Source organism: Diaminobutyricimonas sp. LJ205, assembly GCF_009755725.1.
Taxonomy (GTDB): domain Bacteria; phylum Actinomycetota; class Actinomycetes; order Actinomycetales; family Microbacteriaceae; genus Ruicaihuangia.
The window spans coordinates 2,964,444-2,981,792 of sequence record NZ_CP046619.1; the positions used below are offsets into that span (position 1 = coordinate 2,964,444).

Here is a 17,349-nt window from a genome sequence, read left to right on the forward strand (position 1 = left end):
GGGTCAGACGGTACTCCCGGCGAGCACCCCTTCCACCTTCGCGGCAGCCTGCCGAACTGAGGCAGGCACGGTCACCGTCGCCGGAGTCAGTCCGGAGCTTTCCGGCTCGCCGGCGACCCGCAGGATAGGCAGCACGCCGGCCCAGACAGAGCGGTCTTCGCCGTCGTCGGCCTCCTCGGATGCGCCCTTCGCCCGCACCTTCATGCTGGCCTCGGTCAACGGGATGCGCAGGACCAGGGTCGCCGCCAGCTCCCGCTTGGTGATCGGGCGCACCTCCTCGCGGCGGCCGGGCATCAGGTTGTCGACGATCACCTCGAGTGCGGCGCTCTTCTCTGCGTGCTCGAGCTTCTCGGCGCGGCCGAGTACGACGACACTGCGGTAGTTCATCGAGCTGTCGAAAGTCGACCTGGCAAAGACGAGTCCGTCGAGATGGGTGACGCACACCGCCACCGGACGCCCGTCGGCGATCTCGCGGAAGATGCCGGAACCGGTGGAGCCGTGGATGAAGAGATCATCGCCCGATCGGCCGTATCCGACCGGCAGCACCACCGGATAGCCGTCACGGACGACGGCGACGTGGGCGACCAGGCCGGCGTCCAGTGCGGCATAGATCTGCTCCCGGTCGGTCTGCTGGCGTTCGGGGAGGCGGCGGATGCTGGTGCGGGAAGTGGTCGGGATAGTGCTCATCCTCCCAGCGTGCTGATAAGACTGGACTATGACTAGTGCCAGTTCATGCAGCTTTGAATGGTCCAGATGATGCTGGACCTTCCGATCACGCTTGACCGTGCGGGCTCCGAGTCGCTCGTGGCTCAGCTCGCCACCGCCTTGCGAGATGCCGTGCATGCTGGGCTGCTGCGCTCGGGCGAGCCGGTGCCCTCCAGTCGCGCACTGGCAACCAGTCTCGGATTGTCGCGGGGCACGGTCACCGCCGCGTACGACCAGCTCAGCGGTGAGGGCTATCTTGAGTCGCGACCCGGCGCGGCCACCCGGGTGCGGACGCTGCCGGCACCCGGCACCATGCCCGCTTCTGCGCCGGTCGCTACGAGGGCGGCGGACGCCGCACCGGTGATCGACCTCACTCCGGGGCACCCGAGCAGCCGCGGCATCGCCGATCCGGCCTGGCGGGCGGCCTGGCGCGAGGCTGCAGCCGCCGATCCCGGCTCCTCCGCGCCGCCGGCGGCCGGCGCCGATGAGCTTCGCCGGGCGATCGCCGACCACCTGCGGCGGGCGCGCGGCCTCAGCTGCGATCCGGACGATGTCATCGTGACGGCAGGCACCTCCGACGCCCTGCTGCTGATCGGCCTGGCGCTGCGGGGGCGAAGCGGCGAGCCGCTGCTGGCGGTTGAGAACCCTGGATACCGCACCGGCTACCGCGTGCTCGTGGCCACCGGGGCCCGGTTGCTGCCGATCGGTATCACCGCCGATGGTCTCTCGGTGGACGCGTTGGAAGCCGCCGATCCTGCTCCCGACGCCGTGCTCGTCACGCCGAGTCATCAGTATCCGTGCGGCGGGCGACTGCCGGTGCAGCAGCGCTTGCAGCTGCTGGCGTGGGCCGAGGCATCCGGTGCCGTGATCATCGAGGACGATTACGACAGTGAGTTCCGGCATGATTCGCTGCCGCTTCCCGCCCTGGCCTCACTCGACCGTGCGAACAGCGTGGTGCTGGTCGGCACGCTGTCGAAGGTGCTGAGCCCTGGACTCCGCGTGGGCTATCTGGTTGCTCGCGGCGAGGTGCGAGAGGAGCTGCTGCGGCTGCGTGAGGTGCTTGGCGGGCCGGTCGCCGGGACGGTGCAATCGATGATGGCGCGCTACCTCGGCTCCGGTGCGCTCGCCCGGCACATCAGTCGGCGGCGACGGGAGTACGCGCACCGGCGCGCGCTGGTCATCGAGAAACTGGGTGCGCTGCCCGGCATCCGGCTCGGCGCGCTGGATGGCGGTTTGCATGCGGTCGTGCACACGCCGGATGCCGCCGCGATCGTGCAGCGCATCACCGAGCGCGGCGTGCTCGTCGCCGAGCTGGCCGACTATGACCTGGATGGGAAGGCGGAGGGTTTCGTGCTCGGCTACGGCGCAGTGACGGATCTTGAACTGGACCGCGCGCTCGGGGTGATCGAGGCCGAGTTGCTCGAGTCGGAATCGCGCTCTGGCTGATTCCAGTCACCGCCGGAAGAACACCTCAACCGGCTCCCCCGCTGCCTCCATCACCGCTTGGGGAAGGACATCCCAATGCTCACCGTCAGAAACCCACGACGGCCGGGCGACCTGCGAGCGATGGGCATCGAGCGCGTGCAGCTTCGTCGAGACGAAGTCGGCGGCCTCGACCACTACCGCGCGCCGGCCGAGCACAGCTGCCACGGCATCGACGAGGGATCCCAGTCGATGGCCAGGCTGGAGCGGCCAGGAGCGCCACATCCACACCGGATACTCAAAGAGGGCACACGTCCTGGCTCCGGCCACTGCGCGCCGTGCCGCCCGCCCGACCGCCGCGTGGTCGGGATGCGGTTCATCGGCGCACGTGGCGAAGACGTCGTCGGGCTGGAACTCATCAATCAGGTCGCCGAGGAGTCCAACCAGGCGGTCCTCATGAACCGCGACGGTTCCGTCTTCGATGTCGAGCCATCGCACCGCGCCGGCTTCCAGCCCGAGCCGCTCGGCGGCGACCCGCATCTCGTCGCGCCGAATCTCAGCGAGCTCGTCCGGGCTCATCGCGGTGCTCCGGTGCGAATGCCGGCCGTCCGTGACGATCACGATCATGACGCTCATCCCGGTCGCGCGCCTGCGGAGAATGGTCGCGCCGCAACCGAGCGTTTCATCGTCGGGGTGTGGGGCGATGACCAGCGCCGATCGGCCCGCCGACTCAGCGGTGACGTCGCGTGCCCGCCGGATAATGGCGGCACGGGCGAGCCGGCGGATGCGAGCGACGATGGCTGACACGGGCGCGACCGACCTTCCTCGAACCGGGTCGGCGCTGCGTCACCGGTGACGTGAGCGGAACATGACCAACCTAGATGATTAAGGCATTGCCCTAGATAGCGCCCGGGCGACGGAAGACCCTGCGGACCTTCTCGCCGATGGTGGCCGGTGGTGGCTCGTTGTAGGCGTGCGCCAGTTCCTGCTCGGACATCCGCGCGATCGCCGCCATGATCTCGTCGGTCGCATGCCGGCGGGCGCGACCGGACCTCGCCTCGCCGTGCTTGCTGACGTCGATCGGAATGCCGAACTCGACGCTGATGCGATGCAGGCGCACCCGGCGGGAGCCCACCGGCTGCAACTGCTCGGTTCCGGTCAGCGCCACCGGCACGACCGGTACGCCTGCGGTCAGCGCCAGCCAGGCGACGCCGGTGCGACCGCGGTACAGCCGGCCATCGAGCGAACGGGTGCCCTCCGGGTAGATGGCGAATGCGTTTCCCTCGTCGAGGATGCCGAGGCCAGCGTCGAGTGACTCCTGGGCGGCGGCTCCGGCTCCGCGGACGACGGGAACCGCGCCGATGCCGCTGAAGAAGTTCCGTGACAGCCATCCCTTGAAACCGCGACCGGTGAAGTATTCGGCCTTGGCGAGGAAGGACACCGAGCGCGGGGCGACCAGCGTGATCACGATGCTGTCGATGAAGGACAGGTGGTTGCTCGCGAGGATCACTGCGCCATGCTTCGGCACATTCGCCCGGCCGATGATCCGGGGTCGCCAGATCAGGCGGGCGAGTGGGGCGAGCAGCAGGCGCGCGAGGAACTTGAGCACGACTCCCGAGTTTATTGAGTCGTCTATTCCTGGAGCGGCATAGACGCGCTCGCCTCTGGCGATCGACCAGCGGAGGGGCGCGCGGCCGCCGCAGTTAGCTGATGGGCTGTCGCATCCGGTAGAGGACATGACGCTGCAGCGGATGCCCGGGCAGCAACGGGTGGTCGAAGTCGTCGGCTGGATTATGCGTCATTCCGATTCGCCGCATCACCGCCCGCGAGGGTTCGTTCGTCACGGTCGTGAACGCCACGATCTCGTCGAGCCCGAGTGTCTCGAAGCCGAACGTCAGCGCTGCGCGCGCCGCCTCGGTAGCGAAGCCGTTGCCCCACGCCGAGCGGGCGAATCGCCAGCCGACTTCGACCACGGGCGTGAAGTGCGCATCGAACTTCGGCCGGCTGAGGCCGGTGAATCCCAGGAACTTGCCCTCCCGCTCGACCGCCCAGAACCCGAAGCCTTCCGACTCGAAGCGGGCTTCGATCCGTTCCACCATCGCGTCGCTTTCGGAGGCCGTCAACGCCATCGGAAAGTACCGCATCACTTCCGGATCCGCGTTCAGCGCGGCAAATGGCTCGAGGTCTGACGCTGTCCAGCGTCGAAGAAGGAGTCGCTCCGTCGTGATCACGTGAACCACGGTATCGCGGGCGGACATCGGCACGAGTGACTCGGTCTCGCGATTACGGCACTGCGGCGGCCACGCCCGCGACGATCCCGAGCACCGCGTCGCCGTAGGTTTCGAGCTTCTTGGCGCCGACTCCGCTGATCGTCCCCAACTCGTCAAGGGAGGTCGGGCGGGTCACAGCGATGCCCCGCAGCGTGGCGTCACCGAAGACGACGTAGGCCGGCACGCCCTGTTCCCGGGCGACGCCGGCGCGCCAGGCGCGCAACTGCTCGAACAGGTCGGATGCCGCGGCGGGCAGGTCAGCCGCGACCGTCCGCTTCTGCGCCCGAGCCGGTCGCGCCACTTCCTTGCGCAGTCGCACTGTGCGAGCGCCGCTCAGCACCGCGCCGCTGGCTTCACTGATCACCAGCGTGCCGTAGCCGTCGGCGGAAACCGTGAGCAGCCCTTGCGCGAGCAACTGCCGGACGACACCGCGCCATTCGCTCTCGGGGATGTCTTGCCCGATGCCGAAGGTGGCGAGGCCGTCGTGCCGCTGCTGGGTGACCCGATCGGTCTGCTTGCCGAGCAGGATGTCGATGATGTGGCCGGCGCCGAACTGCTGGTTCCGCTCGCGCTTCAGCCGCACCACCGTGGACAGCAGTTTCTGCGCGGCGATCGTGCCGTCCCAGCCCTCGACCGGTTGCAGGCAGGTGTCGCAGTTGCCGCACGGAGAGGAGTCCTCGCCGAAATAGTTGAGTAGCTGCATCCGGCGGCACTCGATGGTCTCGCACAGTGCGAGCATCGCGTCGAGGTGCCTGCTGAGCTGCCGCTTGCGGGCGGCGTCTCCTTCGCCATCGGCGATCATCCGCCGCTGCTGCACCACGTCCTGCAGCCCGTAGGCGAGCCACGCCGTCGATGGCAGACCATCGCGGCCGGCGCGACCGGTCTCCTGGTAGTAGCCCTCGACGCTCTTGGGCAGGTCCAGGTGCGCGACGAAACGCACGTCAGGCTTGTCGATGCCCATCCCGAACGCAATGGTGGCGACCATGACCAGGCCGTCCTCGCGCAGGAACCGGGCCTGGTTCGCCGCCCGCACGTTGGCCGGCAAACCGGCGTGGTACGGCAACGCCGGGATGCCGTTCTCGACAAGGAACTGGGCGGTCTTCTCGACGGATGCCCGGGACAGGCAGTAGACGATGCCCGCGTCACCGTCGTGCTCGGAGCGGATCAGGCTGAGCAACTGCTGGTTCGGTTGCTGCTTCGGCACGATCCGGTACTGGATGTTCGGACGGTCGAAGCTCGACACGAAGTGCCGCGCCTCGCCGAGCTGCAGCCGGGCGGTGATCTCTTTGTGCGTGGTCTCGGTCGCGGTTGCGGTCAGCGCGACCCGCGGCACGGTCGGCCAGCGTTCGTGCAGCATCGACAGCGAGAGGTAGTCGGGACGGAAGTCGTGGCCCCACTGGGCGACACAGTGCGCCTCGTCGATCGCGAACAGGGCGACCTTGCCCCGGTCAAGCAGGTTCACGGTGGACTCGAGGTTGAGCCGTTCCGGGGCGAGGTAGAGAAAGTCGAGCTCGCCGGCCAGGAACGCCTGCTCGACCGCGCGCCGCTCGTCAAGCCCCTGGGTTGAGTTCAGGAATGCTGCCCGCGCGCCCACCGCGGCGAGCGCGTCGACCTGGTCCTGCATGAGCGCGATGAGCGGCGAGATGACCACGCCGCAACCATCGCGGACGAGCGCCGGGATCTGGTAGCACAGCGACTTGCCCCCGCCGGTGGGCATGAGAACGAGCGCATCGCCGCCGCCGATGACCTGGTCGATGATCTCGGCCTGCTGCCCGCGGAATGAGCCGTACCCGAACGTCGTCTCGAGTACGGACAGGGCGGTGCGGGTCATGCGATCAAGGCTAGCCGCGACATCCGACCAGATGCTGCGGGTGTGGATTACGGGCGCCAGAGCTCCAGTTCGGGGGTGCCCGGCGGCTCGAAGCCCATCACCTGGCCGTAGAAGGACAGTTCGGCCTGCGCTGCGTGGATGATGGTCTCCGCCTTGCGGAAGCCGTGCGACTCCCCCTCGTACCCGACATACGCATGCGGGACGCCACCTGCCACCAGCGCGTTACGCAACGTCTCGGACTGCGAGGGCGGCACCACCGGGTCATCGAGGCCCTGCAGCAGCAGCACCGGCGTCGACAACCGGTCCACGTGGCCAAGCGGCGACCGGTCGCGATACACCTCGGTCGCCTCGGGCAGTGGGCCGACGAGCCCGTCCAGATAGCGGGCTTCGAAGTCGTGCGTGTCGGCGGCCAGCGCCGCGAGGTCGGCGACACCGTAATAAGAGGTACCGCAGGCGAAGACATCCGATTCCTCGAGCGCGGCGAGCACCGTCAGCCCACCCGCCGAGCCGCCGCGAATCGCGAGCCGGGCCGGGTCGGCGATGCCGGCGTCAGCGAGTGCGCGGATGGCCCCCACGGTGTCCGCGACATCGACCACGCCCCACTGCCCCTTGAGCCGGTCGCGCCAGGCCCGCCCGAAGCCGGTGGAGCCTCCGTAGTTCACTTCGACCACGCCGATTCCCCTGGAGGTGAAGTAGGCGGTGGACAGGCTCAGGCTGGGCGCGACATGCGCGGTCGGACCGCCGTGCACGAAGGCGACGAACGGGGGCAACTCGCCATCGGGAGCGGTGTACTCGGGGTTTCGCGGCCGGTAGACGACGACGGGCACCCCGCCGAACTCGGACGGTTCCGCCGTCGGCAGGTAATCGGCATCCGGCAGTTCATCGACCGCCAGCCGGATGTCGCGGACCCCGCCGTCGGTGAGCCACACCTCGCGCAGGCCTGCCGCGTGCTCTGGCCCGCCGCACACGGTGAGCAGACGGTTCCCGTTGACCCCGCCGAGGGTGATGCTGGCGAACGGCAGGTCGATATCGCGGAACTCGCCCGTCGAGAACTCCAGCACGGCGAGGCGGTCAGTGCCGTGGGTGCGCACGCTCAGCAGGCTGCCGTCATCCAGGATCGAGTACCAGCGCGCACCGAGCTGCCAGAGCGCACCGCCCATGTCGGCCTCGATCGGGTGCAGTGCGGTGGTGAGCCCGCCCGCGTCGATGCGGTAGAGGTTCCACCAGCCGGAGCGGTCGCTGATGGCGTACAGCGCGTCGTTGCCGACCCATTCCGGCTGCAGCACCGATTCGGACTTGCCGCCGATCAGCAGCCGCCAGGTCGTGACCACACCGTCCTCGAGGTCGCCGACGCGCAGTTCGGTGCCGTCCCATGGCATCTGCGGGTGCTGCCAGGCGATCCAGGCGATGCGGTTGCCGTCGGGGGAGATCCGCGGGTAGGCAAGGAAACGCGAGCCGCCGACAATGGAGCGGATGCCGCCGGCCTCCGCCTGCGCGGACCCGTCCAGCGGCACGGCGACAATGTCGCGGGCGACTCGTTCTTCGCCGTGCGTCTCGCGCACCGCGATCACCTCGGAGCCGCGAATGCTGAGTTCGGCGAACCGCATGCCCTGGTCGGCGGGGGTGAGCGGCACGGGCTCGGTCGCACCGGGGTCGAGCCGGTACAGCCGCTGGTCGGAGTACTCGGCGAAGACCAGCGTGCCGTCTTCGGTCGTCGTCCATGCGCCGCCGCCGTACTCGTGCACGCGCGTGCGGGCGTTCCACGGCGCAAGCAGCACGTCCGTCGGTTCGCCGTTCTCCATGCGGCGCACGGCGAGGCGGCCGGCTTCCTCGGGGCGCGCTTCGAGCCACCAGATGTCGTCGCCCACGAAGCATCCGCCCGACACCGGGTGCCCGCTGGAGACCAGGTCTGCGGCGGAAATCGGTGAGACCCAGGATCCGTAGGGGGCGACGATGCTCATGCGATTCAGCCTATGGGGTTCGCCTGTTCCGTTGACCAGCGGAGGGCCTAGTCGCGCGGGCGGTGTTTCGCCGGGACTCCCGCCACGAGCGAGTTCGGTGGCGCCGAGCGCAGCACGACGGCTGCGGCGGCCACGACGCTGTCGGCGCCGATCACGACGTCGCCGAGCACGGTCGCCCCGGCACCCACGACAACCCGATCCCCGATGGTCGGATGCCGCCGCCCATGTTCGCCGCCCTTACCGCCGAGGGTGACCCCGTGATAAATCAGCACGTCGTCGCCGATCACCGCGGTCTCGCCGATCACGACCCCCATGCCGTGGTCAATGAACAGCCGGCGACCGATGCGCGCCCCGGGGTGGATCTCCACGCCTGTGAGGAACCGCACGAACTGCGACACCACGCGGGCGAGGAACTTCCAGCGGCGAAGCCAGAGCCGGTGAGCAAAGCGGTATCCCCAGATAGCGTGCAGCCCGGAATAGGTGAGCCAGATCTCGAACGCGCCGCGCGCGGCCGGATCGAGGCGCTGCGCCGCGCGAATGTCTTCGCGGACCGACACTCGGTTAGTCCTGAAGGTTCTCGTACAGCACCGTCGACAGGTACCGCTCTCCGAAGCTCGGGATGATCACCACGATGGTCTTGCCGGCGTTCTCCGGCCGGTTGGCGACCTGCAGTGCCGCGTGCACGGCGGCTCCGGACGAGATGCCGGCGAGGATGCCTTCCTCGGTGGCGAGTCGACGGGCGGTGCCCACCGAGTCGGCGATGTTCACGTCGATGACCTCGTCGTACACGGTCGTGTCGAGCACCTCGGGCACGAAGTTGGCGCCGATGCCCTGGATCTTGTGCGGTCCGGGCTGGCCGCCGTTCAGGATCGGGGATTCCTCGGGCTCCACCGCGATCACCTGCACGCCGGGCTTGCGCTCCTTGAGCAGCTGGCCGGCGCCGGTGATGGTTCCGCCGGTGCCGATGCCGGCGACGAGGATGTCGACCTCGCCATCCGTGTCGGCCCAGATCTCCTCACCCGTGGTCGCCTTGTGAATCGCGGGGTTCGCCTGGTTCGCGAACTGCTTGGCGAGGATCGCACCCGGCGTCGCCGCGACGATCTCATTCGCCTTCTCGACCGCCCCGCGCATGCCGTCCGGTCCGGGGGTGAGCACGAGTTCGGCGCCGAAGGCGCGCAGCAGCATCTTGCGCTCGGCGCTCATGGTCTCGGGCATGGTCAGGATGACCCGGTACCCGCGGGCTGCGCCGACCATGGCCAACGCGATGCCGGTGTTGCCGCTGGTGCCCTCGACGATGGTGCCGCCGGGCTTCAGCTCACCGGACTGCTCGGCGGCGTCGACGATCGCGACACCGATGCGGTCCTTGACGCTCGCGGAAGGGTTGTAGAACTCCAGCTTGGCGAGCACGGTCGCGCCGGCCCCCTCGGTGACGCGGTTCAGGCGAACGAGCGGGGTGTTGCCGACGACATCAGTGATCGACGAGTAGACGCGAGACATTTTTCTCCAAGGTAGGGATCAGAGAGAGCAAACTCCCTCAACCGTAAAGGTATTCCGCGGGTGTTACCGCTGGGGTGCTGCTGGCGTCTGGGGCGCGAGCTGTGAGCATCGAAAAGGGGCGCCCGCGCTAGCGGACGCCCCTTCTCGTGTGTGGTTAGCTGAACAGCCAGCCGAAAATGCCGACCGGTGCGTTCACCTCGACCTTCTTGGTGGTCGCGGTGCCGGGAGCGAAGCCCGAGGCACTAGCGGTGACTTCGACGCTGATCTGGTGACCTGCGTCCGCCTGCGTCAGCTTGTAGCTCTCGCCGGTGGCGCCGTCGATCGGCTGACCGTCGCGCAGCCACTGGTAGCCGAACTTCGGCTTCTCGACGCTCCAGTTGCCCTCGTTGACCTTGAGCGTCTTGCCTACCCGGGCGTCGCCGGTGATCTTCGGCGCCTTGGTGTTGGCGATCTCCTCCAGGTTGGAGACGATCTGCAGCGGCACGTCGATCGAGGTTCCGGTCTCGACGACACGGATGGTGAGCACGAGTGTGCCCTCCGCCGCATCCGCCGGGATCGTTACCTGGACCTGCGCGCGGCCCTGCTCGTCGGTGGTGTCGACGATGGTGCCGTCGATCGTTGCCGAGCCGAGCACCGTGCTGCCCGCGAGCACCTCGACGGTGCCGGTCGTCGGGCCGCCACGGCTCAGCAGCAGCGAGGACAGGTCGAGGGTGACCTGGTCGCCGGCGCTGTAGCCATCGGCATCCGGCGCCGAGACGTGCACGCCGACGGCGCGCTGCTCGAACGACGGGGTCGCCACCGGGTTGGCCTTGAAGTAGTCGACCATGCTCTGCAGGTCGATGCGTCCGCTGTCGGCCCGGTTGGTGCCCTCAGCCAGGGTGAAGAAGTTGTCTCCACCCGCTGCGAGGAACGAGTTCGCCACCACCGTGAAGGTGTCCGCAGCCTCGACCAGTTCGCCGTTCAGGTAGATCGCGGTGATCCGCGATCCGACTGGCGACGTCGGGTCGTAGGTGTACTCGAGACCCTCAGAAACGGCGAGCTTGAGGAACGGCCGCTGCGCACCGGCAGGCTGCCACTGCTCTTCGAACACCTGCTTCAGCTGGGCGCCGGTGAGCGTCAGCGTGGTCAGTGTGTTGGCGAACGGCTGAACGTTCGCCGCCTCCGCGTAGGTGACGTTGCCGTCCGGATCGCTCGGCCCGGAAGAGGCATAGACCAGGTCGGCCCGCAGCCCGCCCGGGTTCATCAGCGCGATCTGTGCACCGAGTTCCTGGGCAGCCCAGAGCTGGACGTCGGCGACGAAGTTGCCGAGCGTCGACTCTCCACCGCGGTTCTCGGGGAACGGGTTGGTCGCGGTCGGGTTCTGCACCGCGCGGTAGAAGTTGTCGGTGATCTCACCGACCTTCACCGAACCGAGTTCCTTCGCCACCGCCACTGCATCGGCGACGATGGCCGCCACCTCCGCGTCGGGGGTGAAACCGGACAGCGGCAGCACCTCGGCGGTGAAGCTCACCAGTTCCTTGGTGATCGGGTCGACCGTCAGGTCCATGTGCCCGTAGAACGAGCCGTACTGACCAGCCGAAAGGACCAGACGCGGCCGGTCCATGCCGGGCACGGTCACTTCGTGGTCGTACGCGAGATGCGTGTGACCGGAGACGATCGCCGAGATCTCGGGGTCGATCCCCATCACGATCTGGCCGAAGGCCGAGTCATCCGTCGAGCTCTCGATCGCCGGAGTGGCCGCGCCCTCGTGCACCAGCAGCACCAGCACGTCGGCTTCACCATTCGCGGCGTTGCCGTCGCTGAGGTAATCGGCGACCCGGTTGACCTCGTCGATGATCGAGCGCACCTCGAGCGTAGCGATGCCGGCCGGGCTGACCAGCTCCGGCAGCGCCTCGGTCACGGCGCCGATGAAGCCGACGCTCACGCCCTGGAACTCCTGCAGGAAGTACTCGTCGTAGGCGGGAGCACCGGTTGCGCGGTCGTACAGGTTCGCCGCAACGTACGGCCAGTCGGCGGCGTCGAGGATGCGGTCATCCACGTCGGCACGGCCCTGGTCGAACTCGTGGTTACCGAACGACGAGCCGTCGAAGCCCATGGCGTTCAGGGCGTCGATGGTCGGCCGGTCGTTCTGGATGAACGAGGTGAAAGTGGACGCGCCGATCATGTCACCGGCTCCGACGAACGTCGTGTTCGGGTTCTGGGCTTCCCAGAAGTCGACCATTCCGCCCATCTGGGCGGCGCCGGGAATCGGCGGGTTGCCTGCGACGAACTCGAGGCGACCGTGGAAGTCGTTCACCGTGAGGATCTCGATCTCCACCGGCGCAACCTCGGCGCTGACGCCGACCTTGATCGGGTCGTGGTCGCTTGACCGGAACACGGTTCCCGCCTCGGCGGCGTCGAACTCGTAGCCGCGGTCGCCCCACTCGGGGGAGTTGATGTTCCAGACACCGACGCCGGTGACGGATGCCGCCACGGACGCACTCGCGAACACGTGGTCAAGCGAGCCCAGCTCGCCGTCGAACGTGTAGGTGTACTGGCCGTCGGTCTTCGCCGGAACCAGGTCGACGTAACCGGCCGAGGTGAACACCTGGGCCGGGTCTTCCTCGGCGTAGGCGTTGAAGTCGCCGATCAGGAAGACGTCCTCGCTGCCGCTGGCCGGAATCACCGTGTCGTTCACGAAGGCCAGCAGGCTGTTCGCCTGCTCGACGCGCTCGGCGTTGAAGAAGCCCTGACCGTCGGCGGGCTCGGCACCGGTGCCGCCACCCTTGGACTTGAAGTGGTTGGCGACGACGCTGAACACCTTGCCGCTGCTGTTCGCGGTGAACGCCTGCGCGAGCGGCTCACGGGCGATGTCCCACACGGTCTCGTCGACCTGCGTGAGGCTGGCACCGCTGGGGGTGACGGCGGCCGGCTTGAAGATGATCGCGTTCGTGATGAAGTCGGTGATCGCGGCATCCTGCAGCGCAGCCGGTGTGCGCACGTAATCCCACGTGCCCGCCCCTGCGGCCGCGTTCAGGCCGGCGACCAGGTCGGCGAGGGCCTCGTCGACGGTCTCACCGAGCTTGACCGAGTTCTCGATCTCCTGAAGCGCGACAACGTCGGCATCGAGACCGTTGATGGCCGCGATGATCTTCGACTTCTGAATGGCGAAGTCGGCGGCGGTGTCGGCTCCGCGGGCCTGCGAGTTCTGGCTCGTCAGGGTCGTGAAGTAGTTGAAGACGTTGAAGGCAGCGACGCTGAAGTCTCCGCCGACCTCGGGAGCGGCCTCCGGACGCGGGTTCAGCATCTCGAACGTCGGCTTGGCCGACGCGGGGCTGGCGTCATTGATCGGCGTGGTGGGCTGCAGGCGCCACTCGTTGAAGCCCCAGGCGAGGATGTACCCGGCCTCGGGGAAGTCGACCCGGTCGCCGTTTCGCACCACCGTGTCGGCGGTGAAGTACGGCTGGGTGCCGGGGTGCTGCGCGTTGTCGACGCGGATGCTGTAGCCGTCATCGAGCAGGATGCGGCTCGCCCGGTTGGCTGCGGCGATCGCGTTCGCGTCGGGTCCGGCATCCGTGGTCTCGGTGCTCTTAACCGGCAACTCGCCCGGGTCGAGCCACAGTTCGCCGAAGCTGAACAGGTTGTGGCTGGAGATGACGCGGTAGTCACCGGTCGGGCTGACCAGCATGTTCTCGTACGGCTCGCGGTCGCTGCCGACAACGCTGTCGGGTAGCGGGGTAGCGGCGGGGACGCCGACGCCCGCGGCCACGAGTTCCACGACGCCGGTCGCGCCACTCGCGTTGATCTGGGTCTGGTCGAAGTTCTCACCCGCGGTGCCGGTGACGGTCACCTTGTCACCGATGGCGATGCCGGCGGGGTTCTTGCTGCCGAGGAAGACGAAAAGTGCGTCGGAGACGCCGGGCGTGACATCCGCGCCCTCGCTCTGAACGACGATGCCGCGATAGCCGCTGACACCGCGGTAATCCGCGGTGACGATGCCCTCGACCGTGACGGTCTGGCCAGCGATCGGGGTGGTGGCAGCGGAGCCCTGAACATCAGCGATGCTGTGGGTCGGGGTTGCGGCGTATGCCGCCGGGACTGTCAGCCCGGTGATGGCCAGCGTGGCAGTGGCGACGGCCGCCACGCCGATGAGCCGCCGCGCGGGGCGCCGGGGCTCGAGTTGGGGTGTTCGCATCAAGTGTCTCCCTTATGAGGTGGAACCGAGCTGCGGAGGCACCCCAAAGGGGGCCACCCGCGTGGGGGTGATCCGTAGCCTAGGAGTCAGCTACAAATATGACTAGAGCCAGCACAGAATCGTCACGTTCTGGCCACCCGGCGGTCACATTCGGCGTAGGGTGCGCCGGGTTCGCTAACGTGTTCGGGTGCTCACCGCGATCTTCGGCCTGACGGGCGCGCTGCTGTTCGGCGCCGCCGACTTTCTCGGCGGGCTGGGGTCGAAGCGGATCAGCGCGTTGCGGGTGACCGCCGTGGCGGGCGCGACCGGTTTCGTCGTCCTGCTCGTGGCGCTGCCGGTGGTCGGTGGCGCCTGGTCGACGGAGGCGGTGCTGCTCGGCGCCCTCTCGGGCATCACCGGGGCGGCCGCGATCGCGCTGCTTTATGCGTGCCTGGCGATCGGCCCGATGAGCATCCTGTCGCCGTTGACCGCGGTCGTCTCGGCGATCGTGCCGATGACCTGGGGGCTTCTGCAGGGCGAGGCATTGCGCCCGGTCGGCTACTGGGCGCTCGCGCTGGCGCTGGTCGCCGTCGTCCTGGTCGGCTTCGTGCCCGAGCGAGGAGCGGTGCGGCCGACCCCGCGCGGACTGGGGATGGCGGTGGCATCCGGAACCCTGATCGGAGCGTTCCTGATCATCATCGACGCGACTCCGGATGACTCGGGGCTCGTGCCGCTCGTGGTGAACCGCCTGGTCAACAGTGTGTCGATGTTCGCGGCCGTCGCCGTTCTCGCTGTCGTTGCGCTGCGCCGGTCGCGCGCCAGGGCAGCGTTGGGCGCCCGCACGTCGGCGACTGAGGGTGAGTCGCTGGCGGTGCGCGACTTGCGGTCAGGGGGCGGTCGCTGGCTGCCCGGTTTGAAGTTCGCGCTCGCCTGCGGCGTGGTCGACGCCATCGCGAACGCGCTGCTGCTGGTCGGATTGCGGCTGGGTGAGCTCACCGTGATGAGCGTGCTCACGGCGATGTATCCGGCGGGCACCATCCTGCTCGCGGCGATCGTGCTGCGAGAGCGGATCACGCCCGTGCAGATCATTGGCCTGGTGCTCGCGCTCGCTGCGGCGGGGATGCTCGCGCTGGCGTAGTGCGGGTGGGCTGAGCCGGTGGTGTTCAGCGGAAATGGCGGAGAAATTGACATCCGGTGACGGAAGTTCCTCCATTTCGCGCTGATCCGAAATCCATTCCTCCATTCCAGAGGGCCGCCGCGAGAGGAACTCCTTCTTTCCGGTCACCGGGGCGTTGGGAGCACCCCAGTCCAGTCCTCCATGGAGGGATGGGGCCCCGCAAAGTGCGCAGAAGTCAGGATTCCCGCAGCGCTCGCCCCTCGACATCCCGACACTGCTCGCATGACAATCCTCGACACCGTAAACGCCGTCGGATCTCTCGCATCGAGGCGACAACTCGCCGCTCTTGGACTCAAACGCTCCGCGGTCGACGCCGCGCTCGATCGCGGTGAGCTGCTACCAATACGCCCCGGGTGGGTTGGAACGCCCACCGCGAACCAGCTCGCGGTCACGGCGGTGCTTCATGGCGCGCGTCTCACCGGCTCCACAGCCCTGCGTGCATTCGGAATCTGGAACGGAGAAGACGCCGGGCTGCACCTGCAGGTGCCGCCGAATTCGCATCGCCGGCTCCAGCAACCAGCGACTCCGGTGGCCATGTTCACGCCGCCAAAGTTCGTGCCGAGCGGAGTCGTCGTTCATTGGGTGCCGGCCGCGCCGACCGCGCCAGACGAACCCGCCTGGCGAGTCACCGTCGCCGACGCCTTGCTCACCTTCGCGCGGTCCGACAGCGAGGAGCACGCGCTTGCCGCGATCGAGAGCGCCGTCTACCTGAAGCGGGTGTCGCGAACCGGAATGGCCGCGCTCCTCACCCGGATGCCGCGGCGCATCCGACGGCGCGCGAAGCGGCTCATGTACCTATCCGAGTCGGGACTCGAGACCATCGGGTTGATCCGCTGCGAGCCGTTCGGCCCCCTCCAGCAGCAAGTTCGAATCGGACCGGACCGTGTCGACCTCGTCATCGACGGCTGGCTGATCATCGAGTGGGATGGCGACGCCTACCACGATCCAGTGCAGGACCGGCGACGGACGAACCGGCTCATTCGTGCCGGTTATCGCGTGCTCCGCTTCGGCGCCCACGACCTCTTACGTGCGTGGGAAGAGACGCGCGAGACCATCCTCGAAATGCTCCGCGCGAAGGATGTCGCAGGCGTTGCGTAGCCCGACGACTCGTCGCTCAGCACTCCAACGCGGAATGAAGGACAGATTGCCCGTGCCGTCGCGCCTCTCTCCGCCGGAATGACGGAGGATCTGCCATCCGGTGACCGAAGTTCCTCCATTTCGCGCTGGTCGCGATGAGTGTCCTCCTTCTCGGCGGTCGACACCCGTCGCGAGACGCTGGAATCCCTTCCCCGCACATGAATTTCTTGCCAGCGGACAAGCGTGACTGAGTCAGCCGCAAGCCGACCGAAATGGCTGGACGTCCGCAGCGCGGCGGAATAGCGTGAGAGCCACCATCGCACAGGAGCAAGGAGGCCCCATGGCCGCGCAACTGCTGGTCGGCGTCAACGGTTCACCCGCGAGCGATCGCGCGGTGCAGTTCGCAGCACAACGCGCGGCGGCGCGCGGCCTCGAACTCCGTCTGCTGCACGTGATCGATGAGTCGGTGCGGTCGAGCAGGAATGCCGAAGTGAGAGAACGCGCGCAGGCTCGGGCCGATGAGATTCTGCAGCAGGCGACGGATGCCGCACACAAGCTCGCCCCGAATGTCCCGGTGCACGCCGAGGCTGTTTCCGGTGACCCGTTCCGCGTGTTCGTTGAACTCTCGCAGGATGTCGAGTTGCTGGTGGTCGGCAGCGACTCGTCGGGCGGTGAGCGGCCGGTGAAGCGCGGGGTCAAGAGTTTTCGGATTGCGGCGGCCGGGCATGCTCCTGTTGCGGTGATCCCCGACATCGATCTCGCCGAGCGCCGTGGGGTGGTCGTCGGTGTTGACGGGTCGGACATCTCCAACCGTGCGCTCGAGTTCGCGGCATCCGAAGCCGATCGCCGACGCGAGCCGCTGATCGCGGTGCACGCCTGGACGATCCCGATCGTCCCTGGCGCGGAGTACTCCTACTCGGACGCCTACTTCGATGACGCGGAGCGGGGCGCCGAGTCCACTCTCTCCACGGCGCTGGCCGAGGTTCAGGCGCGGTACCCGGGTGTCGAATTGCGACCGGTGGTACTGAACGCGAACCCCGCCCACGCGCTCACCGCGGAGGCCGAGAATGCGGCGATGGTCGTCGTCGGCAGCCACGGCCGGGGCGCCTTCGGCCGGTTGCTGCTCGGCTCGGTCAGCCACGGCGTGTTGGCGCACATGGTCGCTCCGACGGTAATTGTTCGTCAGGTGGCATCCGAGTCCGCCGAAAACCCCGCATGAAACGTACCCCCCGAGTGGGGGTAGACGAAATGTTTCA

13 protein-coding genes are annotated in these 17,349 nt (G+C 68.1%); 4 read left to right on the top strand and 9 right to left on the bottom strand.

Going from position 1 to position 17,349, the window contains the following annotated elements:
* Nucleotides 1–3: 3 nt before the first annotated feature.
* Nucleotides 4–687, bottom strand: a complete 684-nt coding sequence (locus tag GO591_RS14440; RefSeq protein WP_157157458.1) for a pyridoxamine 5'-phosphate oxidase family protein — start codon at nucleotides 685–687, stop codon at nucleotides 4–6.
* Nucleotides 688–753: 66 nt separating this feature from the next.
* Here GO591_RS14440 and pdxR point away from each other — a divergent pair, with 66 nt between their 5' ends.
* Complete coding sequence (gene pdxR / locus GO591_RS14445) at nucleotides 754–2,151, top strand: MocR-like pyridoxine biosynthesis transcription factor PdxR (RefSeq protein ID WP_232466195.1); 1,398 nt, start codon at nucleotides 754–756, stop codon at nucleotides 2,149–2,151.
* A gap of 6 nt (nucleotides 2,152–2,157) precedes the next feature.
* Here pdxR and GO591_RS14450 read toward each other — a convergent pair whose 3' ends face one another.
* The 8 genes from GO591_RS14450 to GO591_RS14485 all read right to left on the bottom strand — a co-directional run bounded on the left by GO591_RS14450 (nucleotide 2,158) and on the right by GO591_RS14485 (nucleotide 13,860).
* Nucleotides 2,158–2,934: a PIG-L deacetylase family protein gene (locus GO591_RS14450; protein WP_157157459.1), complete on the bottom strand. Its 777-nt coding sequence runs from the start codon at nucleotides 2,932–2,934 to the stop codon at nucleotides 2,158–2,160.
* Between the two features lie 91 nt (nucleotides 2,935–3,025).
* Nucleotides 3,026–3,736 carry a lysophospholipid acyltransferase family protein gene (locus GO591_RS14455; protein WP_232466196.1) on the bottom strand — a complete coding sequence of 237 codons (711 nt, stop codon included), beginning with the start codon at nucleotides 3,734–3,736 and terminating at the stop codon, nucleotides 3,026–3,028.
* Nucleotides 3,737–3,830: 94 nt separating this feature from the next.
* Nucleotides 3,831–4,358, bottom strand: coding sequence for a GNAT family N-acetyltransferase (locus tag GO591_RS14460; protein WP_198295487.1), 528 nt, complete (start codon nucleotides 4,356–4,358; stop codon nucleotides 3,831–3,833).
* A 52-nt stretch (nucleotides 4,359–4,410) separates the two neighbouring features.
* Nucleotides 4,411–6,228, bottom strand: a complete 1,818-nt coding sequence (gene recQ / locus GO591_RS14465; RefSeq protein ID WP_157157462.1) for a DNA helicase RecQ — start codon at nucleotides 6,226–6,228, stop codon at nucleotides 4,411–4,413.
* Nucleotides 6,229–6,275: 47 nt separating this feature from the next.
* Nucleotides 6,276–8,189: a dipeptidyl-peptidase 5 gene (locus GO591_RS14470; RefSeq protein ID WP_157157463.1), complete on the bottom strand. Its 1,914-nt coding sequence runs from the start codon at nucleotides 8,187–8,189 to the stop codon at nucleotides 6,276–6,278.
* A gap of 47 nt (nucleotides 8,190–8,236) precedes the next feature.
* Nucleotides 8,237–8,746, bottom strand: coding sequence for a serine O-acetyltransferase (gene cysE, locus GO591_RS14475; protein WP_157157464.1), 510 nt, complete (start codon nucleotides 8,744–8,746; stop codon nucleotides 8,237–8,239).
* A gap of 4 nt (nucleotides 8,747–8,750) precedes the next feature.
* The gene (gene cysK / locus GO591_RS14480; protein ID WP_157157465.1) at nucleotides 8,751–9,686 is read right to left on the bottom strand and encodes a cysteine synthase A; all 936 of its coding nucleotides are present in this window, start codon (nucleotides 9,684–9,686) and stop codon (nucleotides 8,751–8,753) included.
* Between the two features lie 154 nt (nucleotides 9,687–9,840).
* Complete coding sequence (locus tag GO591_RS14485; protein WP_157157466.1) at nucleotides 9,841–13,860, bottom strand: ExeM/NucH family extracellular endonuclease; 4,020 nt, start codon at nucleotides 13,858–13,860, stop codon at nucleotides 9,841–9,843.
* A gap of 187 nt (nucleotides 13,861–14,047) precedes the next feature.
* Here GO591_RS14485 and GO591_RS14490 point away from each other — a divergent pair, with 187 nt between their 5' ends.
* The 3 genes from GO591_RS14490 to GO591_RS14500 all read left to right on the top strand — a co-directional run bounded on the left by GO591_RS14490 (nucleotide 14,048) and on the right by GO591_RS14500 (nucleotide 17,312).
* The gene (locus GO591_RS14490; RefSeq protein ID WP_157157467.1) at nucleotides 14,048–14,977 is read left to right on the top strand and encodes an EamA family transporter; all 930 of its coding nucleotides are present in this window, start codon (nucleotides 14,048–14,050) and stop codon (nucleotides 14,975–14,977) included.
* Between the two features lie 261 nt (nucleotides 14,978–15,238).
* On the top strand, nucleotides 15,239–16,114 hold the full coding sequence (locus GO591_RS14495; protein WP_157157468.1) for an endonuclease domain-containing protein: 876 nt from the start codon (nucleotides 15,239–15,241) through the stop codon (nucleotides 16,112–16,114).
* Nucleotides 16,115–16,433: 319 nt separating this feature from the next.
* Nucleotides 16,434–17,312, top strand: a complete 879-nt coding sequence (locus GO591_RS14500) for a universal stress protein (RefSeq protein WP_157157469.1) — start codon at nucleotides 16,434–16,436, stop codon at nucleotides 17,310–17,312.
* Nucleotides 17,313–17,349 lie beyond the last annotated feature (37 nt).